The organism is Thiohalomonas denitrificans (assembly GCF_900102855.1).
In the GTDB taxonomy this organism is placed as follows: Bacteria; Pseudomonadota; Gammaproteobacteria; order Thiohalomonadales; family Thiohalomonadaceae; genus Thiohalomonas; species Thiohalomonas denitrificans.
Window position 1 is genome coordinate 59,274 of sequence record NZ_FMWD01000007.1, and the last position, 16,250, is coordinate 75,523.

A 16,250-nucleotide genomic window follows, 5' to 3' on the forward strand; every position below is an offset into this window, starting at 1 on the left:
CCAGGCTGGTCACCGTCATACACTGCTGAGTCAGGAATAGCCACCTTTACCGCACGCAGCGATGCGGGAAGCATGCATGTTTGACACGGCTCGGGAAGGTATACGTATCAAGGATATTGGTGGCATACCTCTACCTCCGTACGACCGCGGGGCCGATGAGGTGGAGCTGCGTTGCAGCAGCTCAGGTCGCCGGGAGCGTGAATCGAAAGGCGCTCCCTTTGCCGACTTCCCCTTCGGCGCCAACCCTGCCGCCATGGCGTCGGATTACGCGTGCCACGGTGGCCAGCCCGATACCGGTGCCGGCAAACTCCTCTTTGCTGTGGAGTCGGCGAAAGGGCGTGAACAGCCCGTGGGTATGCTCCATATCGAAGCCGGCGCCGTTGTCTCGCACAATGAAGGTCTCGTATCCCGGTTGCGCAGGGCCGCGACCAAATTCGATTTGGGGACCGCTCGTTCCGGCGGTGTATTTCCAGGCATTGCCCAACAGGTTGGTGAGCACTATTTTGATTAATTCCGGGTCGGCTCGGGCCACGAGGCCCGGCTCGATGCGCACCTCCACCTCCCTTTCGGGTTCCGAGCCTCTTAGCTCGTCGATCACCTCCGCGGCCATGGCACTCAAGTCGATGTTCTCCAGTCGCATCTCATGGCGCGATATCTTGGTCAATCGGAGCATCGCATCGATGAGCTCGTTCATCCTGAGCGCATTGCCGCTGATGCGTTTCAGATACTCCCGCCCCTCGTCGTCCAGGCTGCCGGCGTAGTCCTCCTCCAGGATTTCGGAGAAACCGTTAAGCGCCCGCAACGGGGCGCGCAGGTCATGGGATACCGAATAGGTAAACGCTTCCAGTTCGTCGTTCGCCTGCTCGAGTTCGCGGGAGCGGCTCTCCAGTGAATGGTGCGCCTGCTCGAGCTGCTGGTTGCGGTGCTCGATCTTGTGCTGGCGCCGCTGTAGCTCCTCCTCCATCTCTCGCAGGCGTACCAGCGCGATGTCCTTGCCGCCGAGGATGGCGTCAACCTCGTGTTTGCGCAACGCCTCGATCAGAGATTCGGCTTCCTCGAGCCGCGCCTCGAGCTCTTCACGGCTCGGCTCATGTTCATTTGTTGCCATCGGGCTGCCCCAATCTCCTAAGGATGGTGGTGGTGTCACTGAGATTGCCGTATATGACCATCTTCGTGGGCGGCCGTTCGGTTCGCACGATGAGGGTCGGGGTAATGACGATCCGCTGTTCGAGCGCGGCGTCGAGGTTGGCGAACACATCGATGATCTCGACACTGCAAGCCCCGCGCAATGTCCCGGAACAGATGGCTTCAAGGTTGTTGACGGCGGTGTGGGAGTTGGCCTCGTCGCCCGCCACGTAAAGAGAAAAGTGAAACCGCTCCGCCGCCATGGTCAATCAGTCGCCCCATCTTTCGAGTCCTGTGAAGGGTCGTCGGCCCGCTTCTCTCCTTCGCTCAGGCGCATCGCTTGTCGCTTGCGCTCGGCCTCCCGGGCGATCTGCTGGTCGCTCTCCAGTGCCTGCAACTCCATATCGGCCTTGTCGATTTGCAATTCGGTAGCGGTTTTCTCCGCATCGAAAATCGCCCGCCGGTGGCGGACCTCGCGCCTCTTGGCCTCGATTTCATGGTCTCGCTTGCGCTGATCGAACTGTTCGCGCAGCTCCTGCTCCTGGCGTGCGACACCGGTCAGCATCCCGCCCCTGCCGGTATAGACCGGCATGAAACGGATGCCCCGGTCGCTGATGACGAACTCGCGATACTGATTGGAGTGCGGCGAGCCGCGGGATTTTGCCACCAGCAGCGTGCGGTTGACCTCGCCGCCGATGTGAACGTAGTCGAGGTATACGATGGTGTCGATGAGGGAGGAAAAGCCGATACCCCCCATTTCGTGAGTTTCGTGGATACCCGCGACCTGGTTGGTCAACAGCGCGGTAATGCCCCGCTCCCGGCAGTAGGTCAATAGTCGCAGCAGATAGGAGAAGGCCGCGGACTCCGACCCCATGCGTTTACACGCGGAGATGGCATCGATGATCAGATGCCGCGGCTCGAAACTCTTTAGTAGCTTGATAGCTCGGTGCAGGTGCTCCTCCGTGCCTGCCGCCTCCGGAGCTTGCGCGAAGATCCGCAACAGGCCGGTATCGACCACGGGCTGCAGGTACAGGCCGGTGCTTCGCATCAGGGCGATGAAGTTGTTGGCCGACTCCTCGAAGTTGAGATAGAGCACCCCCTCGCCGCGCTCGCAGGCGGATTGGGCATAAGTGCTGGCGAAGGTCGACTTGCCCGTTCCGCTGGCCCCGGAGATCAACGCACAGGAACCCTGGCGCACACCGCCCCCGAGGATTTGATCGAGATCGGGCAGACCAGTGGCAACGGGACTGCCTACGGTTCGGTAGCCGAGCTCGGTGTTTACCAGCGGGTAGAGTGCGACGCCCTCATCGGAAATGGTGTAACGATGCGTACCGGCGCTGAATCCCGAACCGCGATACTTGATGACCTGCAATTCACGCCCGCCACGGGATTCGGGCGAGGCCTCCAGTTGGATGACGCAGTCGGTCAGGAACTCCAGATAGGGATACTGGAGGGTTTCGCCGATACGCTTGGCAGTGAGCACTGCGGTAAACCGCTGCTCGGTGAGCCACTCGTGCAACTGCAGCATCTCATTGCGCTCGCGCACCGGGTCATTGAAGAGGTAGAGCAGCATGTCAATGGCGTCGATGACCACGCGCCGCGCCCCCAGCCGCCGCGCCTGCCCCTCGATGAGCGCCAGAAAGCCGGTGAGGCTGAAATCGCCCGCTGCGATGGCCGAGGGCTCAGGCTTGGCATCCACCAGTGCGAGCCGGCCCTCCCGCTCCTCCCGCTCCAGGTCCCAGCCCAGGGCGGCGGTATTGCGGCGCAGTGACTCGGCGCTCTCCTCCAGGGAGAGGAACAGCCCCGCCTCGCCGGCAAGGGCGCCCGAGTGCAGCCACTGCAGCCCCACCATGGTCTTGCCCGAACCGGTACCGCCATGCACCAAAGTCGTGCGACCCTCGGGGATCCCCCCGCCGAGAATGGCATCGAGACCGTCGATACCCGTAGAGATCTTGGGTAGCTCGGTGCGTGCGAATCCCACAGTGATGACTCCTGGTAGATTAGATATTGGATATGGGTGGAAGGTCAGCTCTTCCAAGCCGCAAGAGTGCCAAGAATCACAGGAAGGATAGGGAATCGAAACTGGCAATGCAAAGCACGGCAGGGTAAACGCATACTCACATTTTGGCGCCGGCGAGTCCTTGATAGCAGGTACGCTGTGAATACGAACCTACAGGGATGCAGGAAGTGGAGATTATGCAATTATCTTTCGTCCGTGACGCTCGACGGCAGCATCCCTGGCGAGTGACCCCGTCTACCCAAGAGGAAAGACCAGATACAGTGTACTTGCGTCCGCCTGTGATGGGTCCCCATGTTCATTTTGTCCGTTCGCGCACGCGCTGGGATTATTATCCGACTCCAATTGTCCTTTACTCACTTTATGAAACAGATTGTGCTTCGCCTTTTCGGGCTCGAACTGCTGTTCGTGCTGCTGTGGAATTCGGGCTTCATCGCGGCCGAATACGGTTTGCCGTTCGCCTCGCCCTGGAGCTTGTTGTTCTGGCGTTATCTGATTCTGACCATCTTGCTGGGTGTCTGGCTCGGCCTGCAAGGTCGTCTGATCTGGCCGGGCGGCAGGACGGTGGGTCACACGGCCCTGGTGGGCGTTCTTGCCCATGGTGTCTGGCTCGGTTGCGTACTGATCGCCCTCTATCTGGGTCTGCCGGCGGGTATCGTCGCCTTGATCACGGCACTGCAGCCGCTTTTGACCGGCGCCCTGTCAGGCCCGATACTCGGCGAACGCACCGATGCCTGGCAATGGCTGGGATTGATTCTCGGATTTTGCGGCGTGTTGATCGCGGTGGTGGCACGGATATCACAGGACACCACGGTTGTGATTTGGGCGTATCTGATTCCCTTCGGGTCGGTGGTGGGGATTACCGCGGCGAGCCTGTTACAGCGGCACCGCCAGAAACACGGCCCGGCGACCCGTTTGCCCGATGATACCGCTCTGTTTTATCAAAGCGCGGCCACAGGACTGGCACTGCTGCTACCGGCCTGGTTGATCGAGGGCTTTGCCACCGACTGGGCCCTGCCTTTCATTGCCACCCTGAGCTGGCTGATCCTGGTCGTATCGCTGGGCGCCTACTGGAGCATGTGGCGACTGCTGGTACGCCACGATGCCACTCGTGTGGCCAGCCTGTTCTACCTCAGCCCACCGGTGACCATGCTGATGGCCTGGGCCGCCTTTGGCGACCGGCTGATTCTGACCGACGTGCTCGGTTTAGCCGTAGCCGGCCTGGGCGTGGTGCTGGTATACCGGCTGGGCTTTCGCCGACCCGTTATCCGAATGTTGCCTCCCAGGTAGTTCAGTCAACTTGTGCACCTCGGCCCTCATGCTCTGCGCGGCCAGACTGCGACACATCGCGGGGACCAAATGGGGAACACGGGGCTACCTGAATATGGAGCCGCTTTTCGAACGGGGCGGCTATTTGGCATCGTCACGAGTCAACTTCTGATATACACCAAGACCGACCACCACCAAAATAGCTGCAATTAACAAGAAAGTGGGGTAGATCAACATAGTGATATCTTTTGTCCCGGCGTCAAAAACAAACACCAGCGATTCCAAGCTTACGGCAATGGCAATTATGACGAGAAACTTTAATAAAGTCTCTCTCTGTTTTGCGGGCGACTTTGTACCACTGCTGCTGAAAACTTCTTCCTCCAATAAGAATTTGGAGACATCAAAAACAGCCGTCCCAATCACGATCAAGCCGATGGCATTAAGAAGGGCTGTAACAAGCAAGGTTTTTTCGTGTACCGAAAGCCATATATCCCATAAGGCAACGCCCATCATTGTGAACTGATGACACCCAAGCTTAAGCTGATAAGTCCATAAACAGCACGCCCTATCCAATCAGAAATATTTTTCGTCTTATTCATCTTTGCTCCGATTCGCCAATTGATTTGTTGGCATATATAATTTCTTCGCTTCTATTTGGTCCGTCGCAGCGGCGCGCGGTTCATGAGGTCCCGACGGTTCCGAGGGAAAAACGACGCAGGTTCGAGCATCCGTTCCAACCGAGATAGTAGTGTTGTAGATTAACTTATTAAGCACCAAACGTATGCTTATCGCCTCATGCTTCAAAACACCGTTCTCGTAGTATTTTCCAATAGCCAGCAGCCGGCGGTCGTGCTGCTTTAGTATGCCTGTCTGATCATCAAGGAATCGCGCCTTAATCGCGAGGCCAAGAAGCTTTTCGAGGAGCATTCATGCTGAGTCCGCCGTGTGTTGCAGATAAGGGACCGTGCTGAACTTGTTCAAGGAAGCGAACGCCAATTGAGCCAGGGAACACGTTTCGATGTCTTCTTGAACAATGCTTTCGTGGCCTGATAGAAGCTTCATATAAATCTAACTATGTAGGCGTTTCGGTACTGCCTAAACCATAAATAATCAACCGAGGATGCGGTTGATTTTTCTCCCCAAACCAATAAGTTGCACTGAACACTGCCAATTTTTTGCGTGGATAGGCGGTTGCTCGCGCATAAACCGTTATGCCGCGGTGAACCATATAACCGCCAAAAATCGATGGTAGCGAGAACGTAGTTGACACCAAAAGGTCAAGCCGAGTCCGGTGGTGTGCGTCAAATGACGCGTCTGCGGGGATAGAGACGGAGTTGATGTGTTGAACGGACGGGCCGAAAGGGTTCAGCGTTTTCTGTGGCGTGACGACGACAGTCTGGTCGGGATTGGCCGGCCGGTGCAGTGGGTGATCTGATGTCAGGCCCGGGAGAAGCTTCCATGGCGATGTCCATCGTTTGTTGCGACGCCGTCGGTTCCGGTGGCGTCGGTATAGTGGATGACACTATCGGCTAGGCGGGGGGATGGCAAGTTGGGAGAAAATAGTGAGTGATGCCCGTGGGGCACCCTATGCTGAATTTACATCTTGCACGGGGCGAAGCATCAAGCGCTATACAACCAAGCCCCCGTGTTCCCCGTGCACCCCGTGCACCCCGTGGTTAACCGCTTCTGTTGTCGCGCCTTAGAAGAAGGCGATCAAACCCCCAGCTTGTCGCGGAGGAATTCGATGACGCCTTCCACCGGCACGTCCACGCTCTTTTCGTCGCGGCGGCCTTTGTATTCGAGGTTGCCTTTGTCGAGGCCCCGGTCACCTATTACCAGCCGGTGCGGGATGCCGATGAGCTCCATGTTGGCGAACATGACGCCGGGGCGTTCGCCGCGGTCGTCGTACAGTACCTCGATGCCGAGTTCGCTCAGCTCCTGGTAGAGCTTCTCCGCGGTCTCTCGCACCCGCTCGGATTTATTGGCGTTTATCGGGAGGAGGGCAAGCTGGTACGGGGCGATGGGTTCCGGCCAGATAATGCCGGCATCGTCGTGGTTCTGCTCGATGGCGGCGGCGACCACGCGCGAGACACCGATACCGTAGCAGCCCATGGTCATGGTGACGGCCTTGCCGGCCTCATCCAGCACCGTGGCATTCATCGCCTGGGAGTATTTCTTGCCAAGCTGGAAGATGTGACCCACCTCGATGCCGCGCTTGATCTGCAGATGGCCTTTGCCGTCGGGGCTGGGGTCGCCATCTTCCACGTTGCGCAGGTCCGCCACCTCAGGCTCCTCCGCATCACGGCCCCAGTTGATGCCGAAGTGGTGCTTGCCATCCTGGTTGGCCCCGGCCGAGAAATCGGACATCTTCGCCACGGTACGGTCCGCAATGACCGGTATGGAAAGCCCCACCGGACCCAGTGAGCCGGGACCGGCGCCGATGGCCGCACGGATCTCCGCCTCTTCGGCCATGCGCAAGGGCGCCGCGACTTCCGCCAGCTTTTCCGCCTTGATGGCGTTCAGCTCATGGTCGCCACGCACCAACAGGGCCACCAGATCGGCGTCCACGTCTTCGGAGGCCTGCACCACCAGCGTCTTCACGGTCTTTTCGATGGGCTGGTCGAACTGTCCCACCAGTTCGGCGATGGTCCTGGCTTTGGGGGTGTCGACCAGTTCCATTTCCCGGGAGGGGGCCGGACGCTCGCCTTCCGGGGCCAGCGCCTCGGCCAACTCTACGTTGGCGGCGTAGTCGCTGGAATCGGAGAAGGCGATGGCATCTTCGCCGGATTCGGCCAGCACGTGGAACTCCTGGGAGCCGGTGCCGCCGATGGCGCCCGGATCGGCCAGAACCGGACGGTACTCCAGTTGCAGCCGATCGAAGATGCGGCAGTAGGTGTCGTGCATCACCCGGTAGGTCTCTTCGAGAGAGGCCTGATCCACATGGAACGAGTAGGCGTCCTTCATCAGGAATTCGCGTGCGCGCATCACCCCGAAGCGGGGCCGGCGTTCATCGCGGAACTTGGTCTGGATCTGGTAGAAATTGGCCGGCAGCTGTTTGTAGGAGCGCAGTTCGTTGCGGCAGAGGTCGGTGATTACCTCCTCATGGGTGGGGCCGAAACAGAACTCCCGGTCGTGCCGATCCTTCATGCGCAGCATCTCGGCGCCCATGTTCTCCCAGCGCCCCGACTCCCGCCACAGCTCCGCGGGCTGCACCGCCGGCATCAGCACCTCCTGCGCTCCGGAGCGGTTCATCTCCTCGCGGACGATGGTTTCCACCTTCTGCAGGACCCGCAGCCCCATCGGCAGCCAGGTATACAGGCCGGAGGCCAGCTTGCGGATGAGCCCCGCCCGCAGCATGAGCTGATGACTGACGACCTCCGCGTCGGCGGGGGTCTCCTTGAGAGTGGCAATCAGATATTTCGAGGCGCGCATGAAAATCCTGGTGGTTTAGTCGTTCGAACGAGTAAGACGGAAAATGGTAACCGGCCCGGCTGAAGTGTGCCAGTCGCAATTGCGCAGGAGTAGCTGCGCAGGCCCGCATTAATGAAGAGCTGGTAACCACAGGGAACATGGAGACCACGGGGTAAAACGAGTTGTTCGGGTTTTTTCTACCCCGTGCGCCCCGTGTTCCCCGTGGTTTGAAATTCAAGGGGGAATCGTTAAGTTCTTCAGGAGGGCCCCAGCGACAAAGCAATCTTGAAGTGCCAAGTACCAGATTGCCGCGTCGCTGGGGCTCCTCGCAATGACGGCTAAGAGTTCGTCGTTTGGCCGCACAGCGGCGGGTACGACTCGCAATGACGGTCTAGATGTTCTGCACTGATTCTGGCCTATTTCGCAAAGGTGCCGCCGTTATAGCCCCACATGTGCCGTTCGGCATCGGCAAATTCGATGAAGATACGCTCGCGGACGATGCCCAGTGTCTTCTCGATGAGGGTGCACAAGCTTTCCGACAGTTCGGCCGTGCGCTCTTGCGGCAGTCCGATGCTCTTCAGTTCCATGTAGACGCAGGGAGCATGGTCACCCCCAAAGACCATGGAGCTCTCATCTTCCAGAGCCACCATCACCAGGCGTTCCGGCTTACCCAGGGCCTCGGCTACCGTCTGTGAGGCGAGGGCGAGGAACTCCCCCTTTGGGGTGGACGGGACGGGCTGGTTGGTCTTTACCATCAGATAGGGCATGGCTGACTCCTTCAGTTAGGGGTTGCAGTATTTTTCGATCTGCTCCCGGGTGCTTTCGAGGCGTTTGGCGCGATCCTCTTCAGTGATGATCACCAGCTCGCCATTTTCCATGATGCGCCGGGCGTTCTGGAAAAGCTTGAGGTTCTTTTGTGCCGCGTCGCAGTTGCGCCGGTAGAGCTGTTCCCGTTCGGCCTGCTGTTCGGGGGTGAGCTCCGGTTCTTTGGCGCTCTCCTCGCCCTCGGGTTGGGCGGTCTTGTCCTGTGCCGGTTCTTCAGCCTGTTGTGGTCTGACCTTCGGCGGGGCAGCTATCTCCCGTGCCTCTCGCCCCTCGGGCGGAATCTGTGAGTAGTGAATATTGCCTTCGTTGTCAGTCCATTTGTACATCTTAGCGACTGCCGGTGCGGCCAGCACAAGACAGATTGTGGCAATCAGGGTGCGATAAGCGTTGCTTCTTGTCATAATGTTCTCCGCCGGCAGTTCTTCACCTATTATGAGGATCTGGTTAGTCCGGCGAAAGTGCCTACTCCGTGAACGGGTCGATATCCCGGCAACCGATGATGCGGTGAACGTACACTTACGTGCTCGAGCCGCTGTTCCAACGTATGCGGTTGCCTGTCCGATGCAGGCATCACTTGACCTGCCGTGGGAATCTCAGTAGTTTTTCCGTTTCTAATATACAATCCGTAACCCGCCCGTTTTTACGGGCATTTTTGCTATCTGGAGCGCGACACGTGGAGCTGACCGGTGCTGAAATCCTCGTTCGCTTCCTGAAAGACGAAGGCGTTGAACACGTGTTCGGCTATCCGGGAGGCGCCGTCCTGCACATTTACGATGCGATATTCAGGCAGGACGATGTAAAGCATGTACTGGTACGCCACGAGCAGGCGGCCACGCACGCCGCCGATGGCTATGCCCGTTCTACCGGCAAACCCGGCGTGGTGCTGGTCACCTCGGGCCCGGGTGCCACCAATGCCGTGACCGGCATTGCCACCGCCTACATGGACTCGATCCCCATGGTGGTGCTTACCGGCCAGGTGAACAGCGCCCTCATCGGCAACGACGCCTTTCAGGAGGTGGATGCGGTAGGGATAACCCGTCCGTGCGTGAAGCACAACTTCCTGGTGAAGGATGTCGCTCAGCTGGCCTCGACCCTGAAGAAGGCCTTCTATATCGCAACCACCGGCCGGCCGGGACCGGTGGTGGTGGATATTCCCAAAGACATCACTGCCCTTCGGACAAAGTACACCCATCCCAAGAAGGCACATCTCCGCTCCTACAACCCGGTGGTGAAGGGGCATACGGGCCAGATCAAGCGGGCGGTAAACCTGATGCTCTCGGCCAAACGGCCGCTCATCTACAGCGGCGGCGGGGTGATTCTGGACAATGCCTCGAAAGCGCTGACCGATTTTGCCAAGCTGCTAGGCTTTCCGGTTACCAACACGTCCATGGGACTCGGGGGCTATCCGGCCACTGACAAACAGTTCCTCGGAATGCTGGGTATGCACGGCACCTACGAGGCCAACCTGTCGGTCTCCCATTGCGATCTGCTGATCGCCATTGGCGCCCGCTTCGATGACCGGGTGACCGGAAATATCGCCAAATTCGCGCCGCACGCGAAGATCATCCACGTGGATATCGACCCGGCGTCCATCTCGAAGAACGTCAAGGTGGATGTGCCTATCGTGGGCAGCGTATCCAATGTGCTGAAGGACATGAACAAGCTGGTGAAGGAGGCGGGCAAGGCGCCTGACGGACCGGCGCTGGCGAAGTGGTGGGAGCAGATCGAGGATTGGCGCGCCAAGGAGTGCCTCAGGTATGACCAGAAGAGCGACGTTATCAAGCCGCAGTATGTGATTGATACGTTGTATGAGGTGACCAAGGGGGACGCCTTCGTGACGTCGGATGTGGGTCAGCACCAGATGTGGGCGGCCCAGTTCTACAAGTTCGACAAACCGCGCCGCTGGATCAACTCCGGAGGCCTTGGCACCATGGGCTTCGGTATGCCTGCTGCCATGGGCGTACAGTTTGCTCATCCCAAATCCAAGGTGGCCTGCATTACGGGCGAGGGCAGCATCCAGATGAACATCCAGGAGCTGTCCACCTGCCTGCAGTATGGCTTGCCGATCAAGGTCGTCTGCCTCAATAACCGCTATCTCGGAATGGTGCGTCAGTGGCAGGAGTTCTTTTACGAGAAGCGGTATTCGAATTCCTATATGGAGTCTCTCCCGGATTTTGTGAAGCTGGCGGAGGCCTACGGACACGTCGGCATGCAGATCGAGAAGCCCGAGGATGTGAAACCCGCGCTCGAGGAGGCATTTTCCAAACACAAGAACCGGTTCGTATTCCTGAACTTTATTACGGACCAGACGGAAAACGTCTATCCAATGGTGCCGGCCGGTGCCGGCCTTGAAGAAATGATTCTGGTTTGAAACCTGGAAACCGCCGTTGACCGCTACGCAGCCTCTGTAAACGTATTGGGGAAAAAAATGTTACTGTCCAAAGCCTTCATCGAGCGAGCGGGAGTGCTACGCACCCGATTGCACCTCCGGCGCGCCGCCTGGCGGTGTTACTCCTCGTTGCAGAGGCTAGCCCTGCCCTTGCCCCACAAATCACCATCAGAGCCACTGGGGCGCGTCAGGACAAGGCGCGGTGCGCAGGGGAAGGGTCATTCTCCTTTCCAAGCGCTGCAACGTAGTCATGGCGCGCCCCAGTGGCTCCCTCCGGGCGAGCCGCTGGCCGGCCATCTGCGGCGTTGCGCCCTCTTGAAAGGGAACAACCCTTCCTGCGAGGCCGCGCCTTGCATCTGGCCGGCCGGCGACTCGCTGAAGGCGATTTGTGGGGCAAGGGCAGGGCAAGCCCTGCCGCCTCGTCGCGCCTTGCCAGGCAGCACGCCGAAGGCACACTCGGGCGCGTTCAACGACGGATTCCAGGTTTAGGAGTAGCGGCATGCGGCACATCATCTCGATTCTGATGGAAAATGAAGCGGGCGCCCTGTCCCGGGTTGCCGGTCTGTTTTCCGCGCGTGGTTACAACATCGAGTCGCTTACCGTGGCTCCCACGGAGGATGCCTCGCTGTCGCGGATGACACTGGTCACTCGCGGTTCGGATGAGATCATCGAGCAGATCACCAAACAGCTGAACAAGCTCATCGATGTGGTCAAACTGGCGGACCTGACCGAAGGGCCCCATATCGAACGGGAGATGATGGTCATCAAGGCCAAGGCCAAAGGACACGAGGAGCGCGCCGAGATCAAGCGCCTGTGCGACTTCTTCCGAGGCCGGGTGATCGACGTCACCGATGCCAGTTATACGATTGAGCTGACCGGCACCGGCGACAAGCTGGACGCCTTTATCGACGCACTCGGCGAAAACAACATCATGGAGACCGTCCGTACCGGCGTCTCCGCCATCTCCCGAGGCACCAACAGCCTGCGGGTATAGAGGTGCGAGATACGAGGAAAGAGATACGAGGGTGGAGCGCTTCGCGCACGATCTTCAATTGAGCGCGGGCGAAGCCCGCACCTTCCCTTGAATCTCGTATCTTGTCCCTCGTATCTGGCGTCTGGCCTGTACTGAACACAAACAACAATTTGCATAAACGGATAAAGGACATGATGAACATCTATTACGACAAAGACTGCGACCTCTCCATCATTCGGGGAATGAAGGTGGCGATCGTGGGTTATGGTTCCCAAGGGCACGCCCACGCCAATAACCTCAAGGAATCCGGAGTCGATGTCACGGTTGCGCTGCGTGAAGGCTCCTCTTCGGCCAAAAAGGCGGAAAGCGCCGGTCTGACCGTCAAAGCCGTCGACGAAGCCTGCAAGGCGGCGGACCTGGTGATGGTGTTGGCCCCGGATGAGAATCAAGCCGAGATCTACAACAAGAGCATCGCACCGAACCTGAAGCAGGGTGCCGTTCTGGCTTTCGCCCACGGCTTCAATATCCACTATAACCAGATCGTGCCGCGTGCCGATCTGGACGTGATCATGATCGCCCCCAAGGCCCCGGGACATACCGTACGCTCCGAGTTTACCCGCGGCGGCGGCATTCCCGACCTCATCGCCATCCACCAGGACGCCAGCGGCAAGGCCCGGGAAATCGCCCTGTCCTACGCCTCTGCCATCGGCGGCGGCCGTACCGGCATCATCGAGACCACCTTCAAGGATGAGACCGAGACCGACCTGTTCGGCGAACAGGCGGTGCTCTGCGGCGGTACGGTTGAGCTGGTGCGTGCCGGCTTCGAGACTCTGGTGGACGCCGGTTATGCGCCGGAAATGGCCTATTTCGAGTGTCTGCACGAGTTGAAGCTGATTGTCGACCTGATGTACGAGGGTGGCATCGCCAACATGAACTACTCTATCTCCAATAACGCGGAGTATGGCGAATACGTTACCGGCCCAAAGATCATCAACGATCAGAGCCGTGCCGCCATGCGTGAGGCCCTGAAGAACATCCAGAACGGTGAATACGCCAAGCGGTTCATCCTCGAAGGCAGCACCAACTATCCGGAGATGACGGCCATTCGTCGTAACAACGCCGAGCACGAAATCGAAAAGACCGGCGAACGGCTGCGCTCCATGATGCCCTGGATCACCGCCAACGCGCTGGTGGACAAGGAGAAAAACTAGTTTCAGTAATAATCGAAGAGCGCGGCTGACAGACTGAACCACGGGGAACACGGGGAACACGGGGAGCACGGAGAGGGATAAATCGATCAGACCCCGTGTTCCCCGTGGTTTTATTCTGTCTCAAGGTTTTCGGTGCCTTCGGTGGTTCCCCCCTTCAGGCCCTTCCTTGTCCCGGCGGCCGGGGCGAAATACACTGTTCGTTTACCGCTGAGTCTCTCCACAGCGGCCGTTAGTGTGTTTTTTCTTTGCGTTCTTTGCGCCTTTGCGGTTAAACAACCCTATGAATACACCGGAACGCCGTCATCGCGGTATCTATCTGCTGCCGAACCTGTTTACCACCGCCGCCCTGTTTGCCGGATTCTATGCCATCGTTGCGGCGATGAACGACCAGTTCGAGGCGGCCGCCGTGGCCATCTTCGTGGCTATGGTGCTGGATGGTCTCGATGGGCGTGTGGCACGCATGACCAATACCCAGAGCGAGTTCGGTGCGCAGTATGACAGCCTTGCCGATCTCATCTCCTTCGGGCTGGCTCCGGCCCTGGTGATGTACGAGTGGTCATTGGCCGGGCTCGGCAAGCTCGGGTGGCTGGCGGCCTTCATCTATACGGCCGGCGCGGCTTTGCGGTTGGCACGCTTCAATGTACAACTGGCCGTCGCCGACAAACGCTACTTCACCGGTCTGGCGAGCCCCGCTTCGGCAGGTGTACTTACGGGAATGGTCTGGGTTTTCCAGGATTATGGCATCGAGGGCGAACAGTTGGCGTGGGCGACTCTGGCAGTCACCGTCGCCTGCGGGATACTGATGGTCAGCAACGTGCGCTACTACAGCTTCAAGGATCTGGATGTTCGTGGAAAGGTGCCGTTCTTTGCCCTGCTGATCATCGTCCTGGTCTTCGTCCTGGTATCCACCGACCCGCCCAAGGTGCTGTTCGGTGCCTTCCTCGTCTACGCCCTCTCCGGTCCGGTCACCACCCTGATGCTCCTCCGCCGCCGCCGGGCCAAGCTCTCGACGGCTGCGGACGACGATGGTGAGGAGGATTAACCACGGGGCGCACGGGGAACACTGGGCTGGTCGGTAAACCACAGAGGACACAGAGCGGTCGGATGGGCTACCTCCGTGTTTTTGGTGGTTATCCATTAAAGCCCCGTGATCCCCGTGTTCCCCGTGGTTAATACCCGCCCGCATCCGGTAAGATGAGTGCAAATCCCGGAGTCATGGATCCATGAGCGATAAACTTTTCATCTTTGATACCACCCTGCGGGACGGCGAGCAGAGTCCCGGTGCCTCCATGACCAAGGAGGAGAAGGTCCGCATCGCCAAGGCCCTCGAGCGCATGCGGGTGGACGTCATTGAAGCGGGTTTTCCGATCGCCAGTAGCGGCGACTTCGAATCGGTGCAGGCGGTGGCCCGTGAGATTAAGGACAGCACTGTCTGTGGGCTGGCACGGGCGCTCGATCCCGATATCGATCGTGCCGGCGAGGCGCTGAAGCCGGCCGCATCGGGTCGTATTCACACCTTCATCGCCACCTCTCCCATCCATATGGAGCGCAAGCTGCGCATGAGTCCGGATGAGGTGGTCAAGCAGGCGGTCAGGGCGGTCGAGCGAGCCCGCCGGTACACCGATGATGTCGAATTCTCGGCCGAGGATGCCGGGCGTTCGGAAATCGATTTTCTCTGCCGTATTTTCGAAGCGGTGATCGCCGCCGGGGCCACCACCATCAACATCCCCGACACGGTGGGTTACAACGTCCCGGAACAGTTCGGTGCCATGGTGGGACGGGCCATCGAGGGCACGCCCAACGCCGATAAGGCAGTGTTCTCGGTCCATTGCCATAATGACCTGGGACTTGCCGTTGCCAACTCCCTGTCAGCCGTGCTCAATGGCGCCCGTCAGGTGGAGTGCACCATCAACGGACTGGGTGAGCGGGCCGGCAATGCCGCCCTGGAAGAGGTGGTGATGGCGGTACGCACCCGTCAGGATGTGTTTCCCTGCGAAACCGGCATCGATGCCACTCAAATCGTCCCCGGCTCGCGGCTGGTGGCGGGGATCACCGGTTTTTCGGTTCAGCCGAACAAGGCCATCGTCGGCGCCAATGCCTTCGCCCACGAGTCGGGCATCCATCAGGACGGGGTCCTCAAACACCGTGAGACCTACGAAATCATGCGTGCCGAGGACGTGGGCTGGAGCGCCAACCGCATGGTGCTGGGCAAGCATTCGGGCCGTAATGCCTTCCGCAGCCGGCTCCAGGACCTGGGGGTTGCGTTCGCCTCGGAGGAGGAGCTCAACGCGGCCTTTCAGCGCTTCAAGACGCTCGCCGACAAGAAGCACGAAATCTATGATGAGGATATCCAGGCCCTGGTCACGGAGACCAATCTGGAGCACTCGGTCAACGAACGCATCAAGCTGGTCTCCCTGCGTGTCTGCTCCGAGACAGGCGAGACGCCTGAGGCGAATGTCACGCTCTGGGTGGACGGCGAGGAGAAGCGCGGCAGCGCACCGGGTGGCGGCCCGGTCGATGCGGCCCTCAAGGCCATCGAGTCTATCGTTGACAGTCAGACGGAACTGTTGCTGTACTCGGTCAACAATATCACTACGGGCACCGATTCCCAGGGAGAGGTGACCGTCCGCCTTGAGCGGGGAGGCCGTATCGTCAATGGTCAGGGTGCAGATACCGATATCGTCATCGCCTCGGCCAAGGCCTATATCAACGCCCTTAACAAGGTGGTGACTGCCGCCGAGCGGGGGCATCCCCAGGGGCCGGAGCTTTGATGTGATTTATGTGTTACGGCACCTGCCTGGATCGGATTCGCGCCGGGGGCGGCCCTCCTACCGGGGAACGGCGCCTCAGTCCGCTGGTAGGAGGCGCGCCCCCGCGGCGATGGGGGTTTGTAACGTTCCAGGTTTTACGTATTTACGTTTTACGGCAACTGCCTGGATCGGATTCGCGCCGGGGCGGCGCTCCTACCGGGGAACGGCGCCTCGGTCTCCGGTAGGAGGCGCGCCCCCGCGGCGATTTCCGCTACGGAGC

The 16,250-nt window shown here is 59.5% G+C and carries 14 protein-coding genes; 6 read left to right on the forward strand and 8 right to left on the reverse strand.

Features of this window, described 5'->3' with window-relative positions; genetic code table 11:
• Positions 1-181 precede the first annotated feature (181 nt).
• Genes BLP65_RS11730 through kaiC form a run of 3 tightly spaced genes read right to left on the reverse strand, consistent with a single transcriptional unit; the run spans position 182 to position 3,106 of the window.
• The gene (locus tag BLP65_RS11730; RefSeq protein ID WP_092997304.1) at positions 182-1,108 is read right to left on the reverse strand and encodes a sensor histidine kinase; all 927 of its coding nucleotides are present in this window, start codon (positions 1,106-1,108) and stop codon (positions 182-184) included.
• Complete coding sequence (locus tag BLP65_RS11735; protein ID WP_092997307.1) at positions 1,095-1,388, reverse strand: circadian clock KaiB family protein; 294 nt, start codon at positions 1,386-1,388, stop codon at positions 1,095-1,097. The genes BLP65_RS11730 and BLP65_RS11735 overlap by 14 nt, the downstream gene beginning before the upstream one ends.
• 2 nt (positions 1,389-1,390) lie before the next feature.
• Positions 1,391-3,106, reverse strand: coding sequence for a circadian clock protein KaiC (gene kaiC, locus BLP65_RS11740; protein ID WP_175452549.1), 1,716 nt, complete (start codon positions 3,104-3,106; stop codon positions 1,391-1,393).
• A gap of 411 nt (positions 3,107-3,517) precedes the next feature.
• On the opposite strand from kaiC, the gene BLP65_RS11745 reads away from it, so the two are divergent.
• Complete coding sequence (locus BLP65_RS11745; RefSeq protein WP_217631981.1) at positions 3,518-4,432, forward strand: DMT family transporter; 915 nt, start codon at positions 3,518-3,520, stop codon at positions 4,430-4,432.
• Between the two features lie 120 nt (positions 4,433-4,552).
• Here the strand turns inward: BLP65_RS11745 and BLP65_RS16960 are convergent, their stop codons facing one another.
• From BLP65_RS16960 to BLP65_RS11770, 5 genes are all read right to left on the reverse strand, one after another.
• On the reverse strand, positions 4,553-4,924 hold the full coding sequence (locus BLP65_RS16960) for a hypothetical protein (RefSeq protein WP_217631982.1): 372 nt from the start codon (positions 4,922-4,924) through the stop codon (positions 4,553-4,555).
• 78 nt (positions 4,925-5,002) lie between these two features.
• A complete protein-coding gene (locus tag BLP65_RS11755) occupies positions 5,003-5,338 on the reverse strand; it encodes a hypothetical protein (protein ID WP_092997315.1) in 336 nt (111 codons plus the stop codon).
• Positions 5,339-6,124: 786 nt separating this feature from the next.
• Positions 6,125-7,843 carry a proline--tRNA ligase gene (locus tag BLP65_RS11760; protein WP_092997318.1) on the reverse strand — a complete coding sequence of 573 codons (1,719 nt, stop codon included), beginning with the start codon at positions 7,841-7,843 and terminating at the stop codon, positions 6,125-6,127.
• A 395-nt stretch (positions 7,844-8,238) separates the two neighbouring features.
• Positions 8,239-8,589: a phenylpyruvate tautomerase MIF-related protein gene (locus BLP65_RS11765; protein WP_092997321.1), complete on the reverse strand. Its 351-nt coding sequence runs from the start codon at positions 8,587-8,589 to the stop codon at positions 8,239-8,241.
• A 15-nt stretch (positions 8,590-8,604) separates the two neighbouring features.
• Positions 8,605-9,048, reverse strand: coding sequence for a DUF4124 domain-containing protein (locus tag BLP65_RS11770; RefSeq protein WP_092997324.1), 444 nt, complete (start codon positions 9,046-9,048; stop codon positions 8,605-8,607).
• Between the two features lie 272 nt (positions 9,049-9,320).
• On the opposite strand from BLP65_RS11770, the gene BLP65_RS11775 reads away from it, so the two are divergent.
• The 5 genes from BLP65_RS11775 (at position 9,321) to BLP65_RS11795 (ending at position 15,991) form a co-directional block, all read left to right on the forward strand.
• Positions 9,321-11,018, forward strand: coding sequence for an acetolactate synthase 3 large subunit (locus BLP65_RS11775; protein ID WP_245688315.1), 1,698 nt, complete (start codon positions 9,321-9,323; stop codon positions 11,016-11,018).
• Positions 11,019-11,535: 517 nt separating this feature from the next.
• The gene (gene ilvN, locus BLP65_RS11780; protein ID WP_092997327.1) at positions 11,536-12,030 is read left to right on the forward strand and encodes an acetolactate synthase small subunit; all 495 of its coding nucleotides are present in this window, start codon (positions 11,536-11,538) and stop codon (positions 12,028-12,030) included.
• Positions 12,031-12,161: 131 nt separating this feature from the next.
• Positions 12,162-13,220, forward strand: a complete 1,059-nt coding sequence (gene ilvC / locus BLP65_RS11785) for a ketol-acid reductoisomerase (protein WP_281180221.1) — start codon at positions 12,162-12,164, stop codon at positions 13,218-13,220.
• A 280-nt stretch (positions 13,221-13,500) separates the two neighbouring features.
• The gene (pssA, locus tag BLP65_RS11790; protein WP_092997332.1) at positions 13,501-14,262 is read left to right on the forward strand and encodes a CDP-diacylglycerol--serine O-phosphatidyltransferase; all 762 of its coding nucleotides are present in this window, start codon (positions 13,501-13,503) and stop codon (positions 14,260-14,262) included.
• Positions 14,263-14,443: 181 nt separating this feature from the next.
• Positions 14,444-15,991: a 2-isopropylmalate synthase gene (locus BLP65_RS11795; protein ID WP_092997335.1), complete on the forward strand. Its 1,548-nt coding sequence runs from the start codon at positions 14,444-14,446 to the stop codon at positions 15,989-15,991.
• The last annotated feature ends 259 nt before the right edge of the window (positions 15,992-16,250 follow it).